We start from the raw sequence: 24,231 nt of genomic DNA on the forward strand, positions 1-24,231 counted from the left end.
AGCGACGATGGTGGGCGATGCAGGGATTGAACCTGCGACCCCTCCCGTGTGAAGGGAGTGCTCTCCCGCTGAGCTAATCGCCCGTCAGCCCCGGAAAGTGCCCGGGGCCAGCGCCATCGCGGCGGGGTTTAGTGTGTCCACGCCCCGGGTGTCAAGCGCCGCGCGCGGCTACCCACGGGAGAGTAGCTGCTCGACCGTGTCGACCAGCCGGTCGTAATGGTCGATGAACACGTCGCCGCCCAGTTCCTGCGCCGGAATCTCGGTATAGCCGAAGGGCACGACGATGGAGGGCACCCCGGCATTTTTCGCGGTGAGCACGTCGGTCATGCTGTCGCCGACCATGATGGCGCGGCTGTGAACGCCGCCCGCCCGCTCGATGGTGCCGAGGAGATGGCCGGCATCGGGCTTGTATACCGGGAAGGTGTCCGAGCCGGCGATGACGGCAAAGCGGTCGGAGAGTGCCAGCCGGTCGAGCAGCAGGCGCGAGAGATATTCCAGCTTGTTGGTGCACACGGCGAGCACATGGCCGCGGGCGGAAAGCTCGTCCAGCGCCGCGATCAGCCCCGGGAAGGGCACGGATGAATCGGCGATATGGGCGGCGTAATGGTCGAGAAAGCGCTGATAGAGCGCGTCGAATTCCGGCGGCGAGACACTGATGCCGGCGGCGGTGAGGCCGCGATTGACCAGCGCCTTGGCGCCGGCGCCGATCATCTTGCGGGTGTCCTCGCGCGGCAGGCGGGCGGCGCCGGCCTCGTCGAGCACGATGTCGAGCGTGTCCAGCAGGTCCGGGGCGGTGTCGACGAGCGTGCCGTCGAGGTCGAAGGCGATCACGGCGGGAGGCGTGGAGGGCATGGCAATTTCCGTGGATGAGGACGGGGAAAAGCGACATGCCCGCCGCCGCGAGACGGGCGCGTCCCACTAGGCCTACAATCCTGCCGCTTTTGCTGTCCAGCCTTCCGCGTCCATCGGGCGCATGCGGGCGCGGCCGGCGGCAGGGGTGGACGAGACAGACGCAGGATGTTCCGGCAATGAGGACGACGATGCAGAACGGGCGTGGGGTCATGACGGCGGCGGCTTTCAGCCTGATCGTGCTGCTGGGCGGCGGCGCGCTGGCGCAGGACGGCACAAAGGACGGCGCGGGCGACGGCGCCCCCGGCGCCGCGTCGGCGCCAGCCCCTGCCGCTCCGGCGGACGCTCCGGCCGCGCCGGCGCAGGGTCCGGCCGACGGCGCCACCTATGTGTTCGGCTCGCCCCCGGCGGCGCAGGCGAACCGGCTCTATTCCGTCAATAGCCGCACGGGTGAGGTGAATGCCTGCCAGTTCGAGCGCCCGGAGGGCAGCCTGATCGGCGTCACCCGCTGCTTCCGCCGCGATGCCAGCGCGCAGGCGGCGGCGCCCGGGCGCTACGACATCATGTCCACCCGCTATTCCGGCGAGACCGGCATCTTCCGGGTGAATGCCGTCACCGGCCAGATGAGCGTCTGCTATGTCCGCGACATGCCGAAGGACGGGGGCGGGGTCGAGCCTGCGGTGGTGTGCACCCCGCCTTCAGCCCAATGATCGACGGGGGCGGCGGGGGCGGCGGGCTTGTCGGCGCGCGCCAACGGCGCTACGCACGAGACGAGACTTGAGAAGCGCTAAAATCGAGAGGCCCCGGGGCGATCATGTCCGACGCTGACAACCTCAAGAGACAGGCGGCCGCGCAGGCGCTGGAATATGTCCGCTCGGGCATGAAGCTCGGCCTCGGCACCGGCTCCACCGCCAAGCATCTCGTCGACCTGCTCGCCGTGCGGGTGAAGCAAGGGCTGGAGGTGGTCGGCGTGCCGACCTCCGAGGCGACCCGCGCCCAGGCGGAAGGGCTCGGCATTCCGCTCGGCACGCTGGACGAGCACCCCGTGCTCGATCTGTGCATTGACGGCGCCGACGAGGTCGGCCCTGACCTCACCCTGATCAAGGGCGGCGGCGGCGCGCTGCTGCGCGAGAAGATCGTCGCCTCGGCGGCCAAGCAGATGATCGTCATCGCCGACGGCTCGAAGAAGGTGGAGGTGCTCGGCACCTTTCCGCTGCCGATCGAGGTGGTGGATTTCGGCGTCGCCGCCATACGCCGCGGCATTGACCGCGCCGCCCGCGCCGCCGGCTGCCACGGCCTGCTGACGCTGCGCCGGCGGGCGGACGGTCATGTTTTCGTCACCGATCAGGGACACCTGATCCTCGATGCCGCCTATGGCAGCATCACCAACCCGACCGCGCTCGCCGCCGAACTGTCCAACGTGCCGGGCGTGGTCGAGCACGGCCTCTTTATCAATCTGGCGAGCCGCGTCATTCTCGCGGGCGCCGGCGGCGTGACGGTCATCGACCGCGCGTGAGCAGTTCGTCAGGAGAGTTTCATGCAGCTTGATATTGCCGCTCCGCGCGCCGCCCGGCGGGCCGCGCCGCTGGCCGCCGCCGCGATGGGCCTCGCCCTGCTGGCCGGCGCCGCGCCGGCGCTGGCGCAGGATACCGCGCCGTTCCAGCTCGCCCAGGCAGCCGCGCCCAAGCCGCCGCAGCCCAGCGCCGAGCAGATGAAGCTCGCCAATGAACTGCTTGTCGCCAATGGCGAGGCCAGCAGCTTCGACGCGGTCATCCCCAATGTGGTGGAGCAGACGGCGGCCGGCTTCGTGCAGGCCAATCCGGACCTGATTCGCGACCTGCGCGAGGTCGCCAAGCAGCTCTCGGCGCAATATGAGAGCCGCCGCAGCGAGATCGTGCAGATTCTCGCCACCATCTACGCCACCGAGTTCACCACCGAGGAACTGCGCGACCTGCTCGCCTTCTACCGCTCCGAGGCCGGCAAGAAGCTGGTCGCCAAGCGCGAGGAACTGCTCAAGGCCGGCTTCAGCGCCATTCAGGCCTGGAGCGCCCAGTTCGCCCGCGAGATGGAAGTCCGCGTGCGCGAGGAAATGAAGAAGCGCGGCTTCACCATCTGACGCCCGGCGGCTTACCCCAAATGAAAATGCCCGGCTCGCGCCGGGCATTTTTGTGTCGGGAGGTCGGAGGCGTCAATCCTCGTCGCCGCCCACCGGGGCCTTGCGGCCGGTGATGACATAGAACAGCAGCGGGCCGAACAGGGCGAGGGCGGAGAGCGCATAGAGCGCCAGCGCCACCGGGCTCTGGAACAGCACCACGGGGTCGCCGACGCTGATGGCGAGCGCCCGGCGAAGCTGCTGCTCCGCCAGCGGGCCGAGGATGAGGCCGACGACGACCGGCGCGATCGGGTAGTCGTAGCGCCGCAGCACATAGCCGAGCAGGCCGAAGATCAGCAGCATGCCGAGTTCAACCAGCGAGGGATTGGCGCCGAGCGTGCCGAGCGTGGCGAACACCAGAATGCCGCCATAGAGCCAGGGACGGGGAATCGCCAGCAGGCGCACCCACAGCCCGACCAGCGGCAGGTTCAGCACCAGCAGCATGCCATTGGCGATGAACAGGCTGGCGATGAGGCCCCAGACGAGGTCCGGATTGGTGGCGAACAGCAGCGGGCCGGGGTTCATGCCATATTGCTGGAAGCCGGCGAGCATGATGGCGGCGGTGGCCGAAGTCGGCAGGCCGAGGGTGAGGAGGGGTACCAGCACGCCGGCCGCCGCCGCATTATTGGCGGCTTCCGGGCCGGCGACGCCCTCGATGGCGCCATTGCCGAACTCGTCCGGCTTGCGGCACAGCCGCTTTTCCAGCGCATAGGACAGGAAGGTGGGGATTTCCGCTCCGCCCGCCGGCATGGCGCCGATGGGGAAGCCCAGAAACGTGCCGCGCAGCCAGGGCTTCCAGGAGCGCTTCCAGTCCTCCTTGTTCATGAACACCGAGCCCTTGACCGGCTCGATGATCTCGTCCGCCCGCGCGCCCGCCGCCACCACGGACAGCGTTTCGCCAATGGCGAACAGGGCGACGGCCAGCGTCGTCACCTCGACGCCGTCGAGCAGGTCCGGCACGCTGAAGGACAGCCGCGCCTGCCCGCTCTGCAGGTCGATGCCGATGAGGCCGAGGGCGAGGCCGATGAACAGGCTGGTGAGGCCGCGCGTCACCGAGGAGCCGAACGCCGCCGAGACGGTGGTGAAGGCCAGCACCATCAGCGCGAGATAATCTTCCGGGCCGAAGGAGATGGCGAGATCGACCACGGTCGGCGCCACCAGCGCCAGCCCGATGGTGGCGATGGTGCCGGCGACGAAGGAGCCGATGGCGGCGGTGGCGAGCGCCGGCCCGCCGCGCCCGGCGCGGGCCATCTTGTTGCCTTCCAGCGCGGTGACGATGGAGGAGCTTTCGCCCGGCGTGTTCAGCAGGATGGAGGCGGTGGAGCCGCCATACATGCCGCCATAATAGATGCCGGCAAACATGATGAGCGAGCCGGCCGGGTCGAGCTTGAAGGTGATCGGCAGCAGCAGCGCGACGGTGAGCGCCGGGCCGATGCCCGGCAGCACCCCGACCGCCGTGCCGAGCATGACGCCGACAAAGGCGAAGACGAGGTTCATCGGCTGCAGGGCAACCATCAGGCCCTGGCTGAGGGCGGCAAACGTGTCCATCGCAGGGCCCTCAGATCAGCCGTTCGAGCGGGCCGGCCGGCAGGGCCAGTTCCAGCCCCTTGGCAAACACCACATAGATGAGGAAGCACATCGCCGCCCCGGCGAGGAAGTGCGCCCACACCGGACCCTTGCCGAAGCCCCGCGCGGTGGCGGCGAACAGCCAGCCGGTGGCGATGGCGAAGCCGGCGCCGAAGGCGAGCAGCACGATCTGACCGATCAGCCCGGCCAGCACCCAGGCCATCGGCCCGATCTCGTCGCGTGGGCGGTCCTGCGCGCCCTCGCGCACGGCTTCGACCGCATTGGCCAGCGCCAGCACAGCGAGGCCGGCTGCGATGAGGGCGGGGAACACTTCCGGCCCCACGGCCGAATAGGTGTTGATCCCGGAAAGCCGCCAGGCATCCCAGCCGACCACGAGGGACAGGAGGGCGAGGGCGAAAGCGATGACGAAGCGGGCCTTGTCGGGCCCGGCGGCAGGGGCGGGGCGGGGATCGCTCATCGGCGGGGCTCCGGGGTGGGGCGAAACGAAAGACTCCCCCGCAGCGCGCCGCGGGGGAGTGGAGGAAAGTCGGAGCGGCGCGCCTTACTGGGCGAGGCCGATATCCTTCAGGATGGTCTGTGTGGCGGCGATGTCCTTGGCGAGCTGCGCGTCGAAGGCTTCGCCCGAGAGATAGGTGTTAGCCCAGCCCTTCTGCGCCAGCATCTCGGTCCACGCCTTGGACTTCACCATCTTGTCGATGGTCTGGGTCAGTTCCTGCTTCTGTTCCGCCGTGATGCCGGGGGCGGCGGCGATCATGCGCCAGTTCTGGATTTCCACGTCGACGCCGGATTCCTTGAAGGTCGGCACGTCGGGGGCGTCGGGAAGGCGCTCGGGGCTCGACACGCCGAGGATGCGCAGCTTGCCGGCCTTGGCCTGCGCGTCGAATTCCGACAGGCTGGAAATGCCGACCGTTACCTTGCCGCCGAGAATGGAGGCGAGCGATTCGCCGCCGCCGGAGAAGGCGATGTAGTTGACCTTGCGCGGATCGACGCCGATGGCCTTGGTGAACAGGCCGGCGGTGATGTGGTCGGTGCCGCCGGCCGAGCCGCCGGCCCAGGACACTTTCTGCGGGTCCGCCTTCAGCGCCGCGACGAGATCGGCCAGCGACTTCAGCGGCGAATTCGCCGGCACTGCGATGGCCTCATACTCGCCGGTGAGGCGGGCGATCGGGGTGACCATCGACAGGTTCACCGGCGACTTGTTGGTGATGATGGCGCCGACCATGACATAGCCGCCGACGATCATCACATTGGGATCGCCCTTGCTGCCATTGACGAACTGGGCGAGGCCGATGGTGCCGCCGGCGCCGGGCACGTTGAGCACCTGCACGTTTTCCACCAGATCGTCGGTCTGCAGCACATGCTGGATCGAGCGCGCGGTCTGGTCCCAGCCGCCGCCCGGGGCGGCAGGGGCGATGATCTTGAGTTCGTCGATTTCGGCATGCGCCGCCGTGAACGGCGCGGCGATGACGGCGGCGGCGAGCAGCGCCCCGCGAAACAGATGGTTCATGATTTCCTCCCAGGACAGGGCGGCGGCACATTGGACGCTGGCCGCCGCTTGAGACGCGGTAAAAGAAGCTAAGGCCGGCGGGGCCCCGCTGTCGAGTTCCCCGCAAGTATGAGTTGCCATCGCCCCCACGGATTCGCGCAGGAGCCATGCGCGTGCTTGACGAGGCCGGCCAGCGGGGCGACATGCGGGTAACCAGCCAGCGCGGGAGAGCCTTTCATGGACCAGTTCGACGTCGACCTCTTTGTCATCGGCGGCGGCTCGGGGGGCGTGCGCGCCGCCCGCATCGCGGCCGGCTATGGCGCCAGGGTGATGCTGGCCGAGGAATACCGGCTCGGCGGCACCTGCGTCATTCGCGGCTGCGTGCCCAAGAAGCTGTTCGTCTACGCCGCCCGCTTCGCCCATGAATTCGAGGATGCCGCCGGCTTTGGCTGGAGCGTGGAGGGCGCGCGCTTCGACTGGCCGACGCTGATCGCCAACAAGGACAAGGAGATCGCCCGGCTGGAAGGCGCCTATACCGCCAATCTCACCCGCTCCGGCGTGGAGATTTTGCGCCAGCGCGCCAGCCTTGCCGGCCCGCATGCGGTGCGCCTCGCCGACGGACGCGAGGTGAGCGCGCGCACCATCCTTATCGCCACGGGCGGGCGGCCCAATCGCGGGCTGGACTTTCCCGGCTGCGAGCTCGGCATCTCTTCCAACGAGATCTTCCATCTCGAACGCTTTCCCGAACGCATCGTCATTCAGGGCGCCGGCTATATCGCGCTGGAATTCGCCAGCCTGCTCGCCGGGCTCGGCGCCAAGGTCACGGTCGTGCATCGCGGCGACAAGCTGCTGCGCGGCTTCGACGGCGACATACGCGACCGCATCGTCGACGAGATGGCGCAGAACGGGGTGGAGTTCGCCTTCAACGTCACCATTGAGGGCATCTTTCAGGAAGCCAGCGAAAAGCGCGTGCGGCTGAATGACGGGCGCGACCTCTATGCCGACGAGGTGATGCTGGCCATCGGCCGGGTGCCGAACACGGTGGGGCTCGGCCTTGACGCGGTGGAGGTGCGTCTCGACGAGGCCGGTGCCATTGCGGTGGACGCGCACTCCCGCACCAACATTGCCTCCATCTACGCGGTGGGCGACGTGACCAACCGGGTGAACCTCACCCCGGTCGCCATCCGCGAGGGCCATGCCTTCGCCGACACGGTGTTCGGCAAGCGGCCCTGGCAGGTGAGCTATGACAACATTCCCACCGCCGTGTTCACCGAGCCGGAAATCGGCACGGTGGGGCTCACCGAGGAGGAGGCGCGGGCGCAGGGACGGCGGCTCGACATCTACAAGACCGATTTCCGCCCGCTGAAGGCGACGCTGTCGGGGCGGACCTCGCGCACCTTCATGAAGATACTGGTCGACCAGGCCGACGACCGGGTGCTTGGCCTGCATCTCATCGGCGAAGGCTCGGGCGAGATGGTGCAGATGGCGGCGATCGCGATGAATGTCGGCGCCACCAAGGCCGATTTCGACCGCACCATGGCGCTGCACCCGTCCAGCGCCGAGGAACTGGTGACGCTGCGCTCCCGGCATGTGAGCAGCGACCCGCTGCCCGAAGCCTCCACCGAGGCAACGCCGGCGCTTTAGGCCGGTAATCGCGTTCCTCACGGCCCCTCATCCCCGGGCTTGACCCGGGGATCCAGCCACGATGCCGGGTGGCGCGACGCCTGGGTGGCCGGGTCAAGCCCGGCCATGAGGGAAGGGGGCGGTGGCCGCGAAGCGAGGTACGGCGAGGGGCGTGCGCAAGGGCGCGCGGGGGCATGTCTGCCCTTGCGGCGGTGCACTGGCGCGGCGGCAAGGCTTGGGTGTATAAGGCCCGCCTTTCCGCCGGGAAGAGCCCGGCGCGTGTGGAGCTTTTGGAGGCCGTCATGTCTGATCGCTGGACGCCGGATAGCTGGAGGGCCTTGCCCGTTCAGCAGGTGCCGGACTATCCGGACGCCGCTGCTCTGGCAGCGGTGGAGCGTCAGCTTGCCTCGTTTCCGCCGCTGGTTTTCGCCGGCGAGGCGCGCCGCCTGAAGCGCGAGCTGGCCAAGGTCGCCAATGGCGAGGCCTTCCTGCTGCAGGGCGGCGACTGCGCCGAGAGCTTCGCCGAGCATTCGGCCGACAATATCCGCGATTTCTTCCGCGTCTTCCTGCAGATGGCGGTGGTGCTGACCTATGCCGGCGCCTCCCCCGTGGTGAAGGTGGGCCGCATCGCCGGCCAGTTCGCCAAGCCGCGCTCGGCGCCGATGGAAAAGGTGGGCGATGTCGAACTGCCGTCCTATCGCGGCGACATCGTCAACGACATCGAGTTCACCCCCGCCGCGCGCATTCCCGATCCGCGCCGGCAGCTTGAAGCCTACCGCCAGTCTGCGGCGACGCTGAACCTGCTGCGCGCCTTCGCCAATGGCGGCTATGCCAGCCTCGGCAACGCGCATCAGTGGATGCTCGGCTTCATCAAGGACAGCCCCCAGTCCGGCCGCTACCAGGCGCTGGCCGACCGCATCACCGAGGCGCTCGACTTCATGCGCGCCATCGGCATCGACCCGGAGCATCATCCGGAGATGCGCTCGACCGAGTTCTTCACCTCGCATGAGGCGCTGCTGCTCGGCTTCGAGGAAGCGCTGACCCGGGTGGATTCGACCACGGGCGACTGGTACGCGACCTCCGGCCACATGATCTGGATCGGCGACCGCACCCGCCAGGCGGACCATGCGCACATGGAATATTGCCGTGGCGTGAAGAACCCGCTCGGGCTGAAGTGCGGCCCGTCGCTGAAGCCGGACGATCTCATCCGGCTCATCGACACGCTGAACCCGCAGAACGAGGCCGGCCGCCTCACGCTGATCGCACGCTTCGGCGCGGACAAGGTGGGCGACCACCTCCCCGCCCTGGTGCGCGCGGTGAAGCGCGAGGGCCGCACCGTGGTGTGGTCGTGCGATCCCATGCACGGCAACACCATCAAGGCGGCGTCCGGCTACAAGACCCGGCCGTTCGACCAGATCCTCAAGGAGGTGAAGGACTTCTTCGCCGTCCATGCGGCCGAGGGCACCTATGCCGGCGGCGTGCATCTGGAAATGACCGGCAAGAACGTTACCGAATGCACCGGCGGCGCGCGCGCGATCTCGGATGCGGACCTCAAGGACCGCTACCACACCTATTGCGATCCGCGCCTCAATGCCGAGCAGGCGATCGAGATGGCCTTCCTCGTCGCCGAACTGCTGAAGCAGGAGCGCGCGGGCCGGGTGCGCCCGGTGACAGAGGCGGCGGAATAGGTTCCGCGCCCGTTTATGCGCGAAGGAAACGCAGAGCACCGCGGCCCCAAAGCCGCGGTGTTTTCGTGAGGAGGATGCGTGTCGCAGCCTGAACCCGCCCGGCATGTGCTGGTGGAGACCGCCAATGTGCGCGTCGTCCGCACCGCCGGCACCCGCACCGATGTGGTCTTCGTCACCTTCGAGCCGCATGTCCTCGACAAGAACCCCGAGCGCCAGGCCTTCGCCGAGAAGTTCCTGCGCGACAACGGCTTTCCCGCCTACCACTTCTTCGCCGCCGACAATTTCTGGTTCCAGTACCCGGAAATGGAGGAGGTGCTGGCGCGGGTGCGGGCCGATATCGCGCCAGGTACCGAGGTGGTCGCCTATGCCGTCAGCATGGGCGCCTATGCCGCCATCCGCTTCGCCGGCCGGCTCGGGGTGACGCGCATCCTCGCCTTCTCGCCGCAATACAGCATCGACCCGAAGAAGGTGCCGTGGGACCGGCGCTGGGACCGGCTGTTCGACCGCCCGCGCCAGGTGCTGTGGGAGCATCTGATGGCCCCGCGCGGCGTGCCGGTCTATCTCTGCTACGATCCGCACAACCGCGACCGGCGGCATATGCGGCTCTATGCGCGCGAGGCCGATGTGGTGCCGGTGCGCGTGCCCTATGCCGGGCATGGCTCGATCACCGTGATGATGCAGACCGGGCTGCTGGGCAAGCTGGTGCTGGATGTCGGCGAGAACCGTTTCGACCCCGCCGCCTTCCAGCGCGAACTCGCCGGCCGTCTCGACCGGTCGCCGCTGCACCGCGAGAAGCGCGCGCTCAAGCGCCGGCGGCTGCTGCGCCGCCTTATCGCCGAGGCGATCGACCGCTTCGGCCTGTGAGGGCGGCGTTGCGAAATTGTGATTGTCGGCGGCGGACGGCTCTGGCTAGTTTGCCGTCGCACGAACAGGCCGCTCGCGGCCAGCGAGGCGTGGTGTGCGTCAGGTCATCTTCCAGAGCGAGAACCTCACGGTCGTCAAGGTTCCCGGCGCGAACGACGACACGGTGTTCGTCACCTTCGAATCGATGCGGGCCGACTGGCCGACCGGCCGCAGGGGCTTCGGCGAGGATTTCTTCGCCAAGCGCGGGCGCCCGGCCTATCACTTCCTGCCCTCCGGCAATCACTGGTACCAGTACCCGGAAATGCCCGAGGCGCTGGCCCGCGTGCGCGCCGACCTGCCGCCCGGCGCCCGCGTCATCACCTATGGCATGAGCATGGGCGGCTATGCCGCTTACCGCTTCTCCGAGCCGTTGGGCGCGGAGGTGGTGATCGCCTTCTCGCCGCAATACAGCATCGACCGCTGGCGGGTGTGGTGGGAACGGCGCTGGCGCTCGCAGAGCCGCGCCGTGACCTGGGACCGGCAGCCCCCGCGCGCCGGGGCGGTGAAATATGTGTTCTACGACCCGCTGAACCAGGACCGCCGCCATATCCGCGCCCTGCGGCGCGAGGGGGCGCTCGATCTGGTGCGCATCTATTTCAGCGGCCATGCCTCCATCACCTATGTCAATGAATGCGGCCTGCTGGAGAGCGCGGTGCTCGACATCGCCGAAGGCCGCTTCGACGCGCCTGGCTTTGAGCGGCGCATCTGGCAGCGCCGGCAGGTGTCCGAAACCTATGCCCGAATCCGCCGGCGCAAGCGCACCGGGCTGTTTCGCCGGCTGCGCTACATCCTCATCGAGCACCTGCTCGAACGCCGGCTCGGCACAGGCGGCGCCTCTGATGCGGCCGGGCTGACCCCGGACCGGGCGCTCTGAGGCGCGGCGGTGCGACAGGTCGTTTTCGCCTCCGACACGCTGCAGGTGGTGAAGGTGCCGGGCCGGTCCGACGGCCCGGTCTTCGTCACCTTCGAGCCTATGCTGCCGGTGCGCCCGCCGGATCGGCGCGGCTTCGGCGAGGCGTTCTTCGCCAAGCGCGGCTATACCGCCTATCATGTGATGTGCCGCGGCAATGACTGGTACCAGTACCCGGACATGGAGGCGGCGCTCGCCGCCATCCGCGCCGACATTCCGCTGGCGGCCCGCCTCGTGCTCTATGGCTCCAGCATGGGCGGCTATGCGGCCTTGCGCTTTTCCGGCTGGCTCGGCGCCGACAGCGTGATCGCCCTGTCCCCGCAGGCGAGCGTCGATCCGCGCCGCGCGTCCTGGGAAAAGCGTTGGGCGCCGGAGACGACGGCGCTGATCTGGGACCGGCTGCCCCCCCGCCGGCAGGCCGGGGTCTATGTGGTCTATGATCCCTTCAACATGGACCGCCGGCATGTGGCGCTGCTGCGCCGCGAGGTGGCGCTGGTGCCGCTGCACAGCCATTTCAGCGACCACCATGTCACCGAATATGTGCTGGAGAGCGGGCTGCTGGAACCGCTGATCCTGGGCGTGGCGCAGGGCGAGTTCGATGCCGGCGCCTGGCAGGCGGAGCTGTGGCGGCGACGCGCGGCCATCTCCTATTACCGCACCCTGCGCGCGCGCAAATGCCGGGGGCTGGTGCGGCGCCTGCGCTACGGCCTCATCGAGCGCTGGCTCGAACTGCGCTATGGCTGGGTGGCGCGCCATCGCCCCCTGCCGCCCCTGTCGCCAGGGGCGGCCGCGCGGGCGGAGTGAGTCCCGCCCTCAGTCCCAGCCTTCCAGCACGATCTTGCCGATGGTGGCGCCACTCTCAAGCGCGGCATGGGCGCGCTTGAGGTTTTGCGCGTTGATGGCGCCGAGGCGTGTGCCCGCCGTGGCGATGAGCGTGCCGGCATCGACGAGGCGCGACACCTCGGCGAGAATCTCGTGCTGGCGGACCATGTCCGGGGTGGCGAACAGCGAGCGGGTGAACATCAGTTCCCAGTGCAGCGACAGGCTCTTGGCCTTCAGCGGCAGCGGATCGAGGCTCGCGGGGTCGTCAATGAGGGCGAGGCGGCCCTGCGGACGGGCGGCCTTGATGATTTCCGGCCAGTGCCGGTCGGTCTGCGTCAGCGAGAAGGTGTAGTCGATCTCGCCCAGCCCGGCGGCGGCGATCTCCTCGCTGAGCGGGCGGGAATGGTCGATCACGGCATGGGCGCCGAGCCGCTCCACCCAGGCGCGGCTTTCCGGCCGCGAGGCGGTGCCGATGACGGTGAGCCGGGTGAGCTGGCGGGCGAGCTGCACCGCCATCGAGCCGACCCCGCCCGCCGCGCCGACGATGAGCAGGTTTGCCCCTTCGCCTCCGTCCCTCGGCACCTGCAGCCGGTCGAACAGCCCTTCCCAGGCGGTAAGCGACGTGAGCGGCAGCGCGGCGGCCTCGGCGAAATCGAGCGTCGCCGGCTTCGGGCCGACAAGGCGCTCATCGACGAGGTGCAGCTCGGCATTGGTACCCGGCCGGTTGAGATCGCCGGCATAGAACACCGCGTCGCCCGCCTTGAACAGCGTCACCTCGGCCCCCACCGCCTCGACCACGCCGGCGGCATCCCAGCCGAGGATGACCGGCGCCTCGGGGCTCCCGGCGCGGCGCATCCGCACCTTGGTGTCGACCGGATTGACCGAGATGGCCTTGACCCGCACCAGCAGGTCGCGCGGACCGGGGAGCGGGGCGGCGGCCTCAAACTCAAAGAGCGCGCGCTCCTCGGTGATGGGCAGCGATTGCGTGTAGCCTATGGCCTTCATGACAGTTCTCCCGCGCCGCGCCGCCAAGGCGCCGCGCCTGTGTTGACGTTCTGTCCCCAGATGTCGCCATGGCCGCGCGGCGCGCAAGAACGCACGAAATTGTCGGCAGCTATCGAAAATGTAACGCTCTTTTCCGCACGTGCCGCGCGCCCTAGATTTGGCGCGCCCGGAGCGGAGGCAGGCAATGGCGAGGCGGCATCAGGACTATGCGTGCGGCGAGGGCTGCCCGGTGGAGGCGGCGCTGGAAATCATCGGCGCCAAATGGAAGGGCGGCATCGTCTATCATCTGCTCTCGGGCGAGGTGCGGTTCAGCGAACTCGGCCGGCGCATGCCCAATGTCACCGCGCGCATCCTCGCCAAGGCGCTGCGCGAACTGGAGGCGGACGGGGTGATCGCCCGCACCGTCTACCCCACCATTCCCCCTCAGGTCGGCTATCGGCTGACCGCGGCGGGCGAGGGCCTGCGTCCGGCCATCCTCGCCCTGCACCGCTGGGGACGCCGCCCGCGCGGCGCCTTTGACGTGGCGGCAGAGTGAGGTGGCGGCAGAGTGAGGTGGCGGCAGAGCGAAGTGGCGGCGGAGTGAGTTTGCGCGCAAGGCTCTGGCCTTCGACGGCCGCGCTCATTAGAACGCCGGGAGTACCGAGCGCCTCCCGGTTCCGCCGGGAGCGACGCCGTCGCCGCTCGGTCCGCCCTTCGCATCGGCCCGCCGGAGTGTCATGACCCCTTCCGAGTCTTCCCTGCCGGAACAGGCATCGTCCGCGCCCGCCGGCGCGCCGCCGGATCGTGCCGGCGAGGACCGCCCCGCCAAGCGCGCGCGCTATCACATGCCGAAGCAGCGAAGCCCGCTGCGGCGCTGGATCACCGCCAACACGCAGAAGGCCGGGCGCCGGCTGGGGCGGCTGCTGTTCGACGCCGAGGGGCATCCGCGCGCCTTTCTGCGCGCGCTGCTGTTCGACGCCTATCAGCGCCCGCGCCCCGGGCTGGAGGGCGTGATCTTCAAGGAACCCGGCCGGCCCCGGCGTCCCTTCGCCAACTGGCTGACCCGTTCCGACGCGACGCTGGCGCCGCTGGTCGCCACGCTGCGTTTTCCCCCGCCCATGCCGGGGCGGCGGACCGTGTTCGTGGTGATCGAGACCAGCGCCGCGCCGGCGGAGGGGCTGCTGCGCCAGCTCGCCCGCGATCACCATGTCGTGGTGCTGGTGCTGGACGGGGCGACGGCGGATGGCGAGCGGGCTCCCGCCGGCGAAGGGGTGACGCTGGTGCCGGTGCCGGTCGCCGGCGCACGAGCGCCCCGCGCGGTGCTGCTCGACGCGCTGGCGCTGCGCGCCGGCGCCGACCGGCCGCTTTTCGCCGTCACCGCAGGACTGGGGACCATCGACGCCGCCGATGCTCTGGAGCAGCGCGGCATTCCCGTCGTCGCGGTGATCGGCGCTCCCGATGCCGGCCTTACCGGGCGAGCTTCGCCGGTCCCCGCCGTCGAGCCGGCTTTGGACCCGGTGCTGGGTCCGGCGCTGGAACTGGCGCTGGACCGGGCGAGCGCGCTCGTCTTCCCCTCATCCGCGGCGCGCGCGGCGGCGCTATCCGCCCTGCCGCGCTTTGCCGCGCGGCGGCGGCTGGTGGCGGCCGACGACCCGCTGGGCGCCGGCGCGGCCGAGGTGCTGGCCGTCGGCCACGAGATCGGCGAGGAACTGGACCGGGAAGTGTCGCTGGTGCTCGGCCATGAGCCGGAGCGGCTGGAAGTGCTCGACATTCCGCGCGAAAATGACCCGCCGGGCGATTTCACCGTGGTGGAAAAGCTGGAAGCGCGGATCGCCGACTGGCGGCGCAAGGCGCTGTTGAAGCGCCACCCCAACCGGCCGCCGCTGCGCCGGCCCTATTCCGGCTTTCACCCGCTGATCTATGCCGAGCACCATCCCGTCGCCTGCTTCGACCAAAGGCGCTACCCGCTCGCGCACTGGATCGAGCGCGGCTGCCCGCCGGGGCCGTGGGCGATCCCGGTGTTCGGGCCGCTGCGGGAGAAGCGGGCGAGCGGGCTGAAGAGCGCGCTGCACGGGCATTTCTTCTATCCCGACCTGCTGCCGGAACTGCTGGAGCGCGTCGCGGTCAATGCCAGCCGCCCCGATCTCTTCCTCACCACCGACACGCCGGCCAAGGCGGCCGAGCTGAAGGTGATGACGGCGGATTATCCGGCGCCGGTGCGGATCGACCTCGTGCCCAATAGCGGGCGCGATGTCGGGCCGTTCCTCACCGGCCTGCGCGACGTGCTGACGGGCGGCGGCCATGACGTGTTCTTTCATGTTCACGGCAAGAAGACGAAAGGCCGGCGCCGCGCCATTGGCGATCCCTGGCGGCATTTCCTGTGGGAGAATCTGATCGGCGGCGCCCACCCCATGCTCGATGCCGTGCTCGCTTATATGGAGGCGCAGCCGAAGCTGGGGCTGATCTATCCCGAGGACACGCATCTGCTGGACTGGGCCCGCAATGGCCGCATCTGTGCGGAGTTGCGGGAGGATCTCGGCCTGACCGAGCCGCCGGGCACCTATGTCGATTTTCCCGTCGGCAACATGTTCGCCATCCGGCCGGAGGCGCTTGCCCCCTATCTCCGGCTCGATCTCGGCTGGGCGGACTATCCCGCCGAGCCTATACCCGACGACGGCACGCTGATGCACGGGCTGGAGCGGCTGCTGCCGATGGCGGTGCGCGGGGCCGGCTTCACCACAGCCGCCGCGCGGGTGCCGGGCACCGACTGGGACTGAGCGGCCGGGGCGGCGGCGATTGCCGCCGCCGCAGGGGAAGGCTACATCACGGCCATGTCCGATGCTTTCCCGTCCAGCGCGTCCAGCTTCGCCCCCGCCGATCAGGTGCTGATCGCCCTTGCCCAGCTCAACCCGGTGGCCGGCGACCCCGCCGGCAATGCGGGGCGCGTGCGCGCGGCGCGGGCGCTGGCGGGCGGGCAGGGGGCGGAGCTGGTGGCGTTTCCCGAGCTTTTCCTTTCCGGCCGGCCGCCAGAGGAGCGGATGCTCGCCCCGGACTTTCAGGCCGCGTGCCGCGAGGAGGTGGAGGCGCTCGCCCGCGAGACCGCCGATGGCGGCCCGGCGCTGCTGCTCGGAGCGCCATGGAGCGAAGGCGGCCGGCTGTTCAATGCCGCGCTGCTGCTTGAGGGCGGCAAAGTGGCGGCGAGCCGTTTCAAGGTGGAGCTGGCCGGCTCTGGCCGGTGGGAGGAGCGCCGCGTCTTCACTCCCGGCCCGCTGCCGGGCCCGCTGGCTTTTCGCGGCGTGCGGCTCGGCGTGCCGGTGGGGGCGGATCTCGCCTCGGCCGATGTGATCGAGTGCCTTGCCGAGACCGGTGCGGAAATCCTCATCGCCCCGGGCGCCTCGCCCCATCAACGTCAGGCGCAGGACGAGCGGCTGAGCCTCGCCGTCGCCCGGGTGATGGAGAGCGGGCTGCCGCTTGCCTGGCTCAACCCGGTGGGCGGGCAGGGGGCGCTGGGGTTCGACGGCGGCTCTTTCGTGCTCAATGCCGACCGCACGCTGGCGGTGCAACTGCCGAATTTCCAGGAGCGGGTGCGGATCACCCGCTGGGAGCGCTGGGCCGACGGCTGGCGCTGCGAGGAGGGCGCACGGGCGCCACTGCTGGAGGGCGACGAGGCGGACTATGCCGCCGCCATGCTCGGCCTGCGCGACACGGTCGAGAAGAATGGGCATTCCGGCACGGTGCTGCCGCTCGCCGGCGATGCCGCCGCGCTCGCCGGCGTGCTCGCCGGCGTGCTCGCGGTGGATGCGCTGGGGGCGGAGCGGGTGCAGGCGGTGGCTTTCGCCGCGCCCGCGCCGGAGGGCTCTGCCGACGCAGCGGCGCTGATGCAGGTACTGGGCGTGCGCACCGATACAGCGCCGATGGCCGAGCTGCTGCAGGCGGTGGCCGGTGTTGTGGCGCCGCTGGCCGCCGCCCCGCAAGACGGCCGGGACACGCTTCCAGCCCATCTGCGCGCCGCGCTGCTGCAGACGCTGGCCGACCGGCGCTGCGCGCTGCTGCTGGCGCCCGGCGAGGACGTGCCGGGCGCTTTTGATCCTCTGGCCGGGCTCGACGACACGCAGTGGATCCGTCTCTCCCGGCTGCGCAACCGCTGGAAGCCGGCTGGGGCGCTCGGCCCGGACGGGCCGGTGGTTCCCGACGCCCTCCTCGCCGCGCTGCCGGGCTGACCGAGTGCCATCCGCCGACAGCGCCGGCTTACCCCGCGAGATGGCGGGCGAGCGCGGTCCATAGCGGCGCCGCCCCGGCAAAGGCGACCACGCTGACGATCAGCGTCGAGGAGGCGAGATCGACATAGGTCTGTTCGCGGCCGGCGATGACGATGCCCGAGAAGGCCGGCGGCAGCGCGGCGAGCAGCACCACCTGTTCGAGATGGGTGGGGCTGACCCCCGTCAGCAGCGCCAGCGCCAGCATCGAGGCCGGCATCAGCCCGACCTTGACCAGCGAATTCCACAGCACTTCCGCATTGAGCTGGAATTTGTGCGCGGAGAGCACCAGCCCGGCGGCGAACACCGCGACGCCCGAGGTGGCGTGGCCGATCAGCGCCAGCGGCGCCTGGAAAAACTCGGGCATGCGGACGCCGGCCAGCACCAGCACGACCGCGATCATCGGCGCCAGCACCACCGGCTCCTTCGCCGCCTTGACCAGCGCGGCGCCGGGGCTGGTGCCCTTCGGCGCGACGAAGAACATGCCGAGCGGGACGAGGATGACGTTCACCACCAGCGCGACGATGGCGACACTCAGAGCAGCCGTGCCGCCGAACAGCGGCGAGAGCACCGCCATGCCGAGAAAGCCCACGGTCGGCGCGCCGGCGCTGAGCCCGGCGATGCCGGCTTCCCGCCGGTCATGGCCGAAGACGAGGAGTGCGCCGAAAAAGGCGATGAAATACCAGAACAGCAGCACGGCGACGGAAATGCTGAGCAGCCGCGTGTCGGAAAACAGCGCCTCGCGCGAGGAATTGGCGATGGAGACAAAGAGCAGCGCGGGCAGGCAATAGGTGAGGACCAGATGATTGAATCCCGAGGCCTGCGCCTGATCGAAGCTGGAGCGTTTTCCCGCGACATAGCCGAGGGCGAGGACGAAAAAGATGGAAAAAATATCCTGAATAATCGGCGTCACAAGAATACTCCACTCATCGGCGCCGTAGCGCCATTGGCATAAGGTCGACCAAAGCCAAGCACAGAGCGGCGCATAGCGGGCTCTCATGTCACGGCTTTGCCGCGCCGGCGCTTGCTCCGCCGGCCTGTCCTCGGCGATAAGACGGCATGCCCGAGACAGCCCCCGACACCCCGCCCGTCCTGCGCTTCGCACCGTCGCCCACCGGCCTCCTGCATGTCGGCAACGCGCGAACCGCGCTGTACAATGCCCTGTTCGCCCGGCAATGGGGTGGTACTTTCATCCTGCGCTATGATGATACGGATACCGCACGCTCCACTGAGGCGTTCGCCGATGCCATCGCGCAGGATATGGGCTGGCTCGGCCTCGTACCGGACCGGGTGGAGCACCAGTCGCGGCGGCTGGCGCGTTATGACGCGGCGGTGGCGCGGCTGAAGGAACTGGGGCGCCTCTACCCCGCCTATGAAACCGAGGACGAATTGGAGGCCAGGCGCCAGTCGCGGCGCCGGCGCGGCCTGCCGCCGCTTTATGACCGCGCGGCGCTGAAACTCTCCGCGGCCGAGCGCGCGGCGCTGGAGGTGGACGGGCGCCGGCCGCATTGGCGCTTCCGCCTCGATGGCCGGCAGGTGGCGTGGGACGACCTCGTGCGCGGGCGGCAGGGCGTCGACACCGCAACCCTTTCCGATCCCGTGCTGGTGCGCGAGGACGGCTCCTATCTCTACACGCTGACATCCGTCGTCGACGACATCGACATGGGCGTGACCCATGTGGTGCGCGGCGAGGACCATGTGACCAATACCGGCGTGCAGATCGAGATCATCGAGGCGCTGGGGGGCCCGGTGCCGCGCTTCGGACACCACAATCTTCTGGTGCTGCCGAGCGGGGAGGGGCTGTCCAAGCGGCTCGGCCATCTCTCGCTAAGGGCGCTGCGGGCGGAAGGCGAAGAGGCGCTGGCGGTGGCGAGCCTCGCCGTGCTCACCGGCACCTCGCGGGCGGTGGAACCGGTCGCCTCGCTCGACGCGCTGGCGGCCAGGATCGACTTCGGCGCGATCTCCCGCGCCCCGGCGCGCTTCGACCCGGCGGAGCTTTCCGCGCTCACCGCCGCGACGCTGCATCACCTGCCGTATGAGGCGGTGGCCGCGCGGCTGGAGGGGCTCGGCGTCGGCGGCTTTGAGGCGTTCTGGCTGGCAGTGCGCGGCAATCTCGCCCACCTTTCCGAGGCGGCCGACTGGTGGCGCGTGGTCGAGGGGCCGCTGACGCCGGTCTCCGCGCCGGAGGATGCCGATTTCCTCGCGCAGGCGGCGGCGCTGCTGCCGGAGGCGTGGGGCGAGGATGTCTATCCGCGCTGGATCGCGGCGTTGAAGCCGGCGAGCGGACGCGCCGGGCGGGGACTGTTCCACCCGCTGCGCCTTGCCCTCACCGGGCGCGAGAGCGGGCCGGAAATGAAGGCGCTGCTGCCGCTGATCGGCCGCGACAAGGCGGCGGCGCGGCTGCGGGGCGAGAGCGCCTAGGTCGGGCAGGCCGGGCTCCGGCCGTCATCCCCGCCGCCGCGTCGCGGAGAGCCGGGATCGCGTGCCGATCGGGGAGACGGTCCCGGATCGGCCTTCGCCCGTCCGGGATGTCGGCTATTGGGAGAATCAGGGCTTCTTGGTCGCGGGCGGGGCGGCCGGGCGCGGCTGGGACATTTCGCGCGAGGCGTCCTCGGTGACGACGATGTCGCCCTTGCGCAGCGTAGGGTCTTCCGCGCCGGAGAGCGCCTGCGCCCAGCTCATGCCGGCCGGGCGGCAGGAACAGGCGGCGACATATTCCTTCTTGAACAGCAGCGCGGTGGGCAGCGACATATAGGGCTGGCCATTGATGCCGACCGCCTGGTTGATGTCCTCGCCCGGGTTGCGATAGGCGAACAGCCGCGCCTCGGTGCCCGGGCACTGGCGCTGGCACTGGGCCTCGTCGGAGCCGAACTTCGCCGGGGTGGCGGCGTAGGAGATCGGGAAGAAGAAGCCGTCGCAGGTGCGCACGCAGACGGTGCGGTAGGTCGAGACCTTCGGCATGTCCAGCGGCTGCACGTCCAGCGGGCCGGATTCCTCCATCGGCACGCCGAACAGCTGTTCGATGAAATTGCGCGGCCGGCGGTTCTGGTTGCCGTAATTGCCGCCGCCGCCCTGGCCGAGCGCCGCCTGATATTGCGGGCCGCAATTGTTCTGCGCGAGGGCGTAGATGAGCTGGCGGCGCTGCTCGTCATTGCCGCTCTGCTGGCCGCGCGCCTGCATCATGGTGCGGTCGAGCGTCGAGCGGGCCTGGGTGAGGCGCCGGTTGAGCGATTCGCACTGAGGCGGCAGTTGCGGCTGGAAGATGAGGAAGCCGCGCTTGTCGCAGCCGAGCTGGCGCACCTGCGCGGTCAGATTGGCGATGTCCTGCTGCTGCTGGGCGATGGCGGCGCCGTAATCCGGCTGGCCGCCGCCGCCGCGCCGGTCGAGCCCGGCAAGCTGGCCTTCCAGCCGGATGCAGGTGGAGCGGTCGCCGCCATCATAGCCGCTGTCATAGCCGCCGCCGACGCTGCCGGGCGGGTAGTCCTGCGCCGCCGCGAAACCGGCCGGGGCGAGAAGCGCCGCGGCGAGGAGGAGGCGGGCGGCAAGGCGGGAACGGCGGAATGTCATCAAAGGGACTGCAATCGCGATGGCGGACTGTGAGGGTGTGCCGGAAACGGGCGCCGGGTGCAATGAGCATGGCAAGCATGTCGAAAGTTTGAACCGGCTTTGTCCGCGCGCACCCGCCGCCGCGCGGCGGCATTGCGCGCCCGCCTGCGGCCCCCATATGCGGGGCATCCCGACCGGAGTTCACCGCCGCATGATCCGCGCCCCCCGCCTGAAATCGCCCCGCCTGAAAACGCTTTGCCTGGCGCTCGCCGCCCTGGCGCTCGGCGCCGGCTTCGCCGCTACGCCCTCGCAGGCGCAGGAGCCGGATCTCATCTTCCGCAAGTCAACGGTGTGGAAATTCCTCACTCCGGACGACAAGCTCGCGACCTATGGCATTGACGATCCCGTGGTCGACGGCGTCGCCTGCCACTACACTGTGCCTGAGCGCGGCGGGGTGAAGGGCATGCTGGGTGTGGCGGAGGAGGTGTCGGACATTTCCATCGCCTGCCGGCAGATCGGGCCGATCAGCTTCAAGCGCAAATTCGAGCAGGGCGACGTGGTGTATCGCGAGAGCCGCTCGCTCATCTTCAAGAAGATGCAGATCGTGCGCGGCTGCGACACCAAGCGCAATGTGCTGGTCTATCTCGTCTATTCCGACAAGCTGATCGAGGGCAGCCCGAAGAACTCGACCTCGACCGTCCCCATCATGCCGTGGGGTGCGACCAATGAGGCGCCCAAATGCGCGGATTTCCTCAAATGACCGCGTGAGGCGCCGCCGTCAGGGGGCGCCGGCTGCCCGCGCCGCGCTCAGCGCGCGCAGGTGATGGCGACGGCGCCCTGGCAGGCGCTGCCCTCGCAGGCGGCGGTGCGAACCGGCGTGGCAACCTCGCCGAGCCCGGCCTGCACATCGGTGCGGGCCATGCCGAAGCCGGTGGCGCGGGTGAAGCCGTGGACGCGGCACCACGCATCCGCCATCGCCTGGCCGCAGCTTGCTCCGGTGGCGATGCAGGTATCGATGCCGTAGCCGTCCGACAGGTCGACGCTGAAAATCCCGGTATCCTCATCCGCCCGCGCGAGGCCGGCGGACAGCGTCACGGCGAGGGCGAGCAGAGACAGGCGCAGGCGCGGCATCGCGTTCATGGGGGTGCGTTCACTGGTGGCGACAAGGTGGCGGCAGGACAACGTCAATGTGGCGAAAAGGTTTGAACCGACCCTTAAGATTTCGCGCCGCCATCGTCGTGCCGGCCCAATAGCTCTCCTTTCTCGCTGGGTCAACTGAGGTGATCGGGTGGGCCGGATGCGATGAAAATTCGCCCGTCCGCTCCGTCGCGGCGCGCCCGGCTTGACGCGGCCGGCCAAACGGACGACAGACGCCACGCTGCGCCCCCTCGGGCGCGGCAGGATCGAGAAGGCACAGTTAATGTCGGGCACCAACGCACAGGCGCTTCCCGAGCTGAAGCTCTACAACACGCTCTCGCGGACCAAGGAGGTGTTCACACCCCTCGATCCCGCCAGGGTGCGCATGTATGTCTGTGGCCCGACCGTCTACGACTTCGCCCATATCGGCAATGCGCGCCCGGTGATCGTGTTCGATCTGCTCTACCGGCTGCTGCGCCACCTCTATGGCGCCGACCACGTCAAATATGTGCGCAACATCACCGACGTGGACGACAAGATCAACGCGCGCGCGGCGGCCGAGCACCCGGGCCTCGACCTCAACGAGGCGATCGCCAAGGTGACCTTCACCACCGAGGCGCAGTTCCATGACGACCTCGAAGCGCTCGGCGTGCTGCACCCGGATGTGGAGCCGCGCGCGACCGAGCACATCGCCGAAATGCGCCAGCTCATCGAGATGCTGGTCGCCTCCGGCCATGCCTATGTCGCCGAGGACCATGTGCTGTTCTCGGTGCCCTCCATGCCGGATTACGGCAAGCTCTCCAACCGGCCGCTCGACGACATGCTGGCCGGCGCGCGGGTGGATGTCGCGCCCTACAAGCAGGACGCGATGGATTTCGTGCTGTGGAAGCCCTCCAAGCCGGGCGAGCCGGGCTGGGCCTCGCCGGCGGGCATCACGGTTCTCGGCCGGCCGGGCTGGCACATCGAGTGCTCGGCCATGAGCTGGAAGCATCTGGGCGAAACCTTCGACATTCACGGCGGCGGCATCGACCTCGTCTTCCCGCACCATGAGAACGAGGTGGCGCAGTCGCGCTGCGCCTTCCATTCCGGGCTGATGGCCAAGGTGTGGATGCATAACGGCTTCCTGCAGGTGGAAGGTGAGAAGATGTCGAAATCGCTCGGCAACTTCATCACCATCCGCCAGTTGCTCGCCGACTGGCCCGGCCCGGTGCTGCGGCTCAACATGCTGAAGACCCATTACCGCCAGCCGATCGACTGGACGGTGAAGGGGCTGGAGGAGAGCGCGAAGACGCTGGAGCAGTGGTTCGACGCCGCCGCGCCCGACGCCTATCCGCGCCCGGCGCCGGCGGTGCTGGAGGCGCTGGCCGACGATCTCAACACGCCCAAGGCCATCGCCGAGATGCACGCGCTGCGCGACCATGCCGGCAAGAAGGCGCTGGCCGGCACGCTGGCCTTTCTCGGCTTCGAGCCCGGGCCGCTGGAAGCCTGGGCGGCGGCGCGCGTGCCGGAGCTTTCCATTCCGGCCGAAGAGATTGAGGCGCGCATCGCCGAGCGCATCCTTGCCCGGCAGAATCGCGACTGGGCGGCCTCCGACCGCATCCGCGACGAGCTTCTCGCGCTCGGCGTGGCGCTGAAGGACAATAAGGACGGCACCACGAGCTGGGAGCCGAAGCGGTGAGCGCGGCCGCACGCCCACCCGCCGCCGCGCTGCGCCCGGCCCTGCCGGGCGACCTGCCGGTGCTCGCCGCCATCGCCGAGGCGGCGATCCTCGAACTCACGGGCGAGGATTACGACAGCGACCAACAGGAAGCCTGGGCGGCGGCGGCTTCCGACGTGGAGGCACTGGCGGCGCGGCTGAAGGATCAACTGACGCTGATCGCCACCCGCGATGGTGAGCCGGTGGGCTTCATCGCGCTGGCCGACAACAAGCTGATCGACATGCTCTATGTCCGGCCGGATGTGGCGGGGGAGGGCGTTGGGGCGCTGCTCTATGATGCCATCGAGCGGCTGGCCGGCGCCCGCGGGGCGAAAAGCCTCACCGTCGAGGCCAGCGACACCGCGCTCGACTTCTTCGGCAAGCGCGGCTTCACCCCCAAGCAGCGCAACACGCTCTCCCTCGGCGGGGTGTGGCTGGCCAATACGACGATGGAAAAGCCGCTCGGGGCGCCCGACACCACGCATTGAAGGGGGCGGGCGGTGGGCTTTGCCAGCCCTGCTTGAATGTCGTCATGGTCGGGCGTGTCCCGGTCCTCCTCGCCTTGGTGCCGGGTGTTGGAGAAGTCATGGAT

23 protein-coding genes and 1 tRNA gene are annotated in these 24,231 nt (G+C 69.5%); 15 read left to right on the forward strand and 9 right to left on the reverse strand.

Annotated elements, in window-relative coordinates:
• Positions 1 to 8: 8 nt before the first annotated feature.
• Together AAC979_RS03690 and AAC979_RS03695 are read right to left on the reverse strand one after the other, a co-directional pair.
• Positions 9 to 83 (reverse strand) — tRNA-Val (locus tag AAC979_RS03690).
• A gap of 85 nt (positions 84 to 168) precedes the next feature.
• Positions 169 to 852, reverse strand: a complete 684-nt coding sequence (locus AAC979_RS03695; protein ID WP_371345467.1) for an HAD-IA family hydrolase — start codon at positions 850 to 852, stop codon at positions 169 to 171.
• A gap of 176 nt (positions 853 to 1,028) precedes the next feature.
• Here AAC979_RS03695 and AAC979_RS03700 point away from each other — a divergent pair, with 176 nt between their 5' ends.
• The 3 genes from AAC979_RS03700 to AAC979_RS03710 all read left to right on the forward strand — a co-directional run bounded on the left by AAC979_RS03700 (position 1,029) and on the right by AAC979_RS03710 (position 2,965).
• Positions 1,029 to 1,559 carry a hypothetical protein gene (locus AAC979_RS03700; protein ID WP_371345468.1) on the forward strand — a complete coding sequence of 177 codons (531 nt, stop codon included), beginning with the start codon at positions 1,029 to 1,031 and terminating at the stop codon, positions 1,557 to 1,559.
• 104 nt (positions 1,560 to 1,663) lie between these two features.
• A complete protein-coding gene (rpiA, locus tag AAC979_RS03705; protein ID WP_371345469.1) occupies positions 1,664 to 2,365 on the forward strand; it encodes a ribose-5-phosphate isomerase RpiA in 702 nt (233 codons plus the stop codon).
• A gap of 21 nt (positions 2,366 to 2,386) precedes the next feature.
• Entirely contained in the window at positions 2,387 to 2,965 is a 579-nt protein-coding gene (locus tag AAC979_RS03710) for a DUF2059 domain-containing protein (RefSeq protein ID WP_371345470.1), read from the forward strand.
• A 72-nt stretch (positions 2,966 to 3,037) separates the two neighbouring features.
• On the opposite strand, the gene AAC979_RS03715 is transcribed toward AAC979_RS03710, so the two are convergent.
• The 3 genes from AAC979_RS03715 to AAC979_RS03725 form a co-directional block, all read right to left on the reverse strand.
• The gene (locus AAC979_RS03715; RefSeq protein ID WP_371345471.1) at positions 3,038 to 4,549 is read right to left on the reverse strand and encodes a tripartite tricarboxylate transporter permease; all 1,512 of its coding nucleotides are present in this window, start codon (positions 4,547 to 4,549) and stop codon (positions 3,038 to 3,040) included.
• 10 nt (positions 4,550 to 4,559) lie between these two features.
• Positions 4,560 to 5,045: a tripartite tricarboxylate transporter TctB family protein gene (locus tag AAC979_RS03720; RefSeq protein WP_371345472.1), complete on the reverse strand. Its 486-nt coding sequence runs from the start codon at positions 5,043 to 5,045 to the stop codon at positions 4,560 to 4,562.
• A gap of 84 nt (positions 5,046 to 5,129) precedes the next feature.
• Positions 5,130 to 6,095, reverse strand: a complete 966-nt coding sequence (locus tag AAC979_RS03725) for a Bug family tripartite tricarboxylate transporter substrate binding protein (RefSeq protein ID WP_371345473.1) — start codon at positions 6,093 to 6,095, stop codon at positions 5,130 to 5,132.
• Positions 6,096 to 6,311: 216 nt separating this feature from the next.
• Between AAC979_RS03725 and gor the strand changes: the two genes are divergently transcribed.
• The 5 genes from gor to AAC979_RS03750 all read left to right on the forward strand — a co-directional run bounded on the left by gor (position 6,312) and on the right by AAC979_RS03750 (position 12,002).
• Positions 6,312 to 7,718 carry a glutathione-disulfide reductase gene (gene gor / locus AAC979_RS03730; RefSeq protein WP_371345474.1) on the forward strand — a complete coding sequence of 469 codons (1,407 nt, stop codon included), beginning with the start codon at positions 6,312 to 6,314 and terminating at the stop codon, positions 7,716 to 7,718.
• 281 nt (positions 7,719 to 7,999) lie between these two features.
• On the forward strand, positions 8,000 to 9,385 hold the full coding sequence (locus AAC979_RS03735) for a class II 3-deoxy-7-phosphoheptulonate synthase (protein WP_371345475.1): 1,386 nt from the start codon (positions 8,000 to 8,002) through the stop codon (positions 9,383 to 9,385).
• Positions 9,386 to 9,463: 78 nt separating this feature from the next.
• The gene (locus tag AAC979_RS03740; protein ID WP_371345476.1) at positions 9,464 to 10,249 is read left to right on the forward strand and encodes an alpha/beta hydrolase; all 786 of its coding nucleotides are present in this window, start codon (positions 9,464 to 9,466) and stop codon (positions 10,247 to 10,249) included.
• Between the two features lie 94 nt (positions 10,250 to 10,343).
• A complete protein-coding gene (locus tag AAC979_RS03745) occupies positions 10,344 to 11,162 on the forward strand; it encodes an alpha/beta hydrolase (protein ID WP_371345477.1) in 819 nt (272 codons plus the stop codon).
• Positions 11,163 to 11,171: 9 nt separating this feature from the next.
• Entirely contained in the window at positions 11,172 to 12,002 is an 831-nt protein-coding gene (locus AAC979_RS03750) for an alpha/beta hydrolase (protein ID WP_371345478.1), read from the forward strand.
• Between the two features lie 9 nt (positions 12,003 to 12,011).
• Here AAC979_RS03750 and AAC979_RS03755 read toward each other — a convergent pair whose 3' ends face one another.
• Positions 12,012 to 13,025, reverse strand: coding sequence for a zinc-binding alcohol dehydrogenase family protein (locus AAC979_RS03755; RefSeq protein WP_371345479.1), 1,014 nt, complete (start codon positions 13,023 to 13,025; stop codon positions 12,012 to 12,014).
• Between the two features lie 184 nt (positions 13,026 to 13,209).
• Between AAC979_RS03755 and AAC979_RS03760 the strand changes: the two genes are divergently transcribed.
• The 3 genes from AAC979_RS03760 (at position 13,210) to AAC979_RS03770 (ending at position 17,224) form a co-directional block, all read left to right on the forward strand.
• Positions 13,210 to 13,560: a winged helix-turn-helix transcriptional regulator gene (locus AAC979_RS03760; protein ID WP_371345480.1), complete on the forward strand. Its 351-nt coding sequence runs from the start codon at positions 13,210 to 13,212 to the stop codon at positions 13,558 to 13,560.
• Positions 13,561 to 13,741: 181 nt separating this feature from the next.
• The gene (locus AAC979_RS03765) at positions 13,742 to 15,781 is read left to right on the forward strand and encodes a rhamnan synthesis F family protein (RefSeq protein WP_371345481.1); all 2,040 of its coding nucleotides are present in this window, start codon (positions 13,742 to 13,744) and stop codon (positions 15,779 to 15,781) included.
• Positions 15,782 to 15,835: 54 nt separating this feature from the next.
• The gene (locus tag AAC979_RS03770) at positions 15,836 to 17,224 is read left to right on the forward strand and encodes a nitrilase-related carbon-nitrogen hydrolase (RefSeq protein ID WP_371345482.1); all 1,389 of its coding nucleotides are present in this window, start codon (positions 15,836 to 15,838) and stop codon (positions 17,222 to 17,224) included.
• Positions 17,225 to 17,252: 28 nt separating this feature from the next.
• Here AAC979_RS03770 and AAC979_RS03775 read toward each other — a convergent pair whose 3' ends face one another.
• Entirely contained in the window at positions 17,253 to 18,173 is a 921-nt protein-coding gene (locus tag AAC979_RS03775; protein ID WP_371345483.1) for an AEC family transporter, read from the reverse strand.
• Positions 18,174 to 18,319: 146 nt separating this feature from the next.
• Between AAC979_RS03775 and AAC979_RS03780 the strand changes: the two genes are divergently transcribed.
• Entirely contained in the window at positions 18,320 to 19,681 is a 1,362-nt protein-coding gene (locus tag AAC979_RS03780; protein WP_371345484.1) for a glutamate--tRNA ligase, read from the forward strand.
• 126 nt (positions 19,682 to 19,807) lie between these two features.
• On the opposite strand, the gene AAC979_RS03785 is transcribed toward AAC979_RS03780, so the two are convergent.
• Positions 19,808 to 20,827 carry a DUF2865 domain-containing protein gene (locus tag AAC979_RS03785; RefSeq protein WP_371345485.1) on the reverse strand — a complete coding sequence of 340 codons (1,020 nt, stop codon included), beginning with the start codon at positions 20,825 to 20,827 and terminating at the stop codon, positions 19,808 to 19,810.
• A 190-nt stretch (positions 20,828 to 21,017) separates the two neighbouring features.
• On the opposite strand from AAC979_RS03785, the gene AAC979_RS03790 reads away from it, so the two are divergent.
• Positions 21,018 to 21,566, forward strand: coding sequence for a CreA family protein (locus tag AAC979_RS03790; RefSeq protein ID WP_371345486.1), 549 nt, complete (start codon positions 21,018 to 21,020; stop codon positions 21,564 to 21,566).
• Between the two features lie 47 nt (positions 21,567 to 21,613).
• On the opposite strand, the gene AAC979_RS03795 is transcribed toward AAC979_RS03790, so the two are convergent.
• Positions 21,614 to 21,946 carry a hypothetical protein gene (locus AAC979_RS03795; RefSeq protein ID WP_371345487.1) on the reverse strand — a complete coding sequence of 111 codons (333 nt, stop codon included), beginning with the start codon at positions 21,944 to 21,946 and terminating at the stop codon, positions 21,614 to 21,616.
• A 280-nt stretch (positions 21,947 to 22,226) separates the two neighbouring features.
• Here AAC979_RS03795 and cysS point away from each other — a divergent pair, with 280 nt between their 5' ends.
• Positions 22,227 to 23,621 carry a cysteine--tRNA ligase gene (gene cysS / locus AAC979_RS03800; RefSeq protein ID WP_371345488.1) on the forward strand — a complete coding sequence of 465 codons (1,395 nt, stop codon included), beginning with the start codon at positions 22,227 to 22,229 and terminating at the stop codon, positions 23,619 to 23,621.
• Positions 23,603 to 24,127: a GNAT family N-acetyltransferase gene (locus AAC979_RS03805; protein WP_371348991.1), complete on the forward strand. Its 525-nt coding sequence runs from the start codon at positions 23,603 to 23,605 to the stop codon at positions 24,125 to 24,127. Before cysS ends, AAC979_RS03805 begins: the two co-directional genes overlap by 19 nt.
• Positions 24,128 to 24,231: the final 104 nt, after the last annotated feature.

Source organism: Ancylobacter sp. IITR112 (genome assembly GCF_041415945.1).
In the GTDB taxonomy this organism is placed as follows: domain Bacteria; phylum Pseudomonadota; class Alphaproteobacteria; order Rhizobiales; family Xanthobacteraceae; genus Ancylobacter.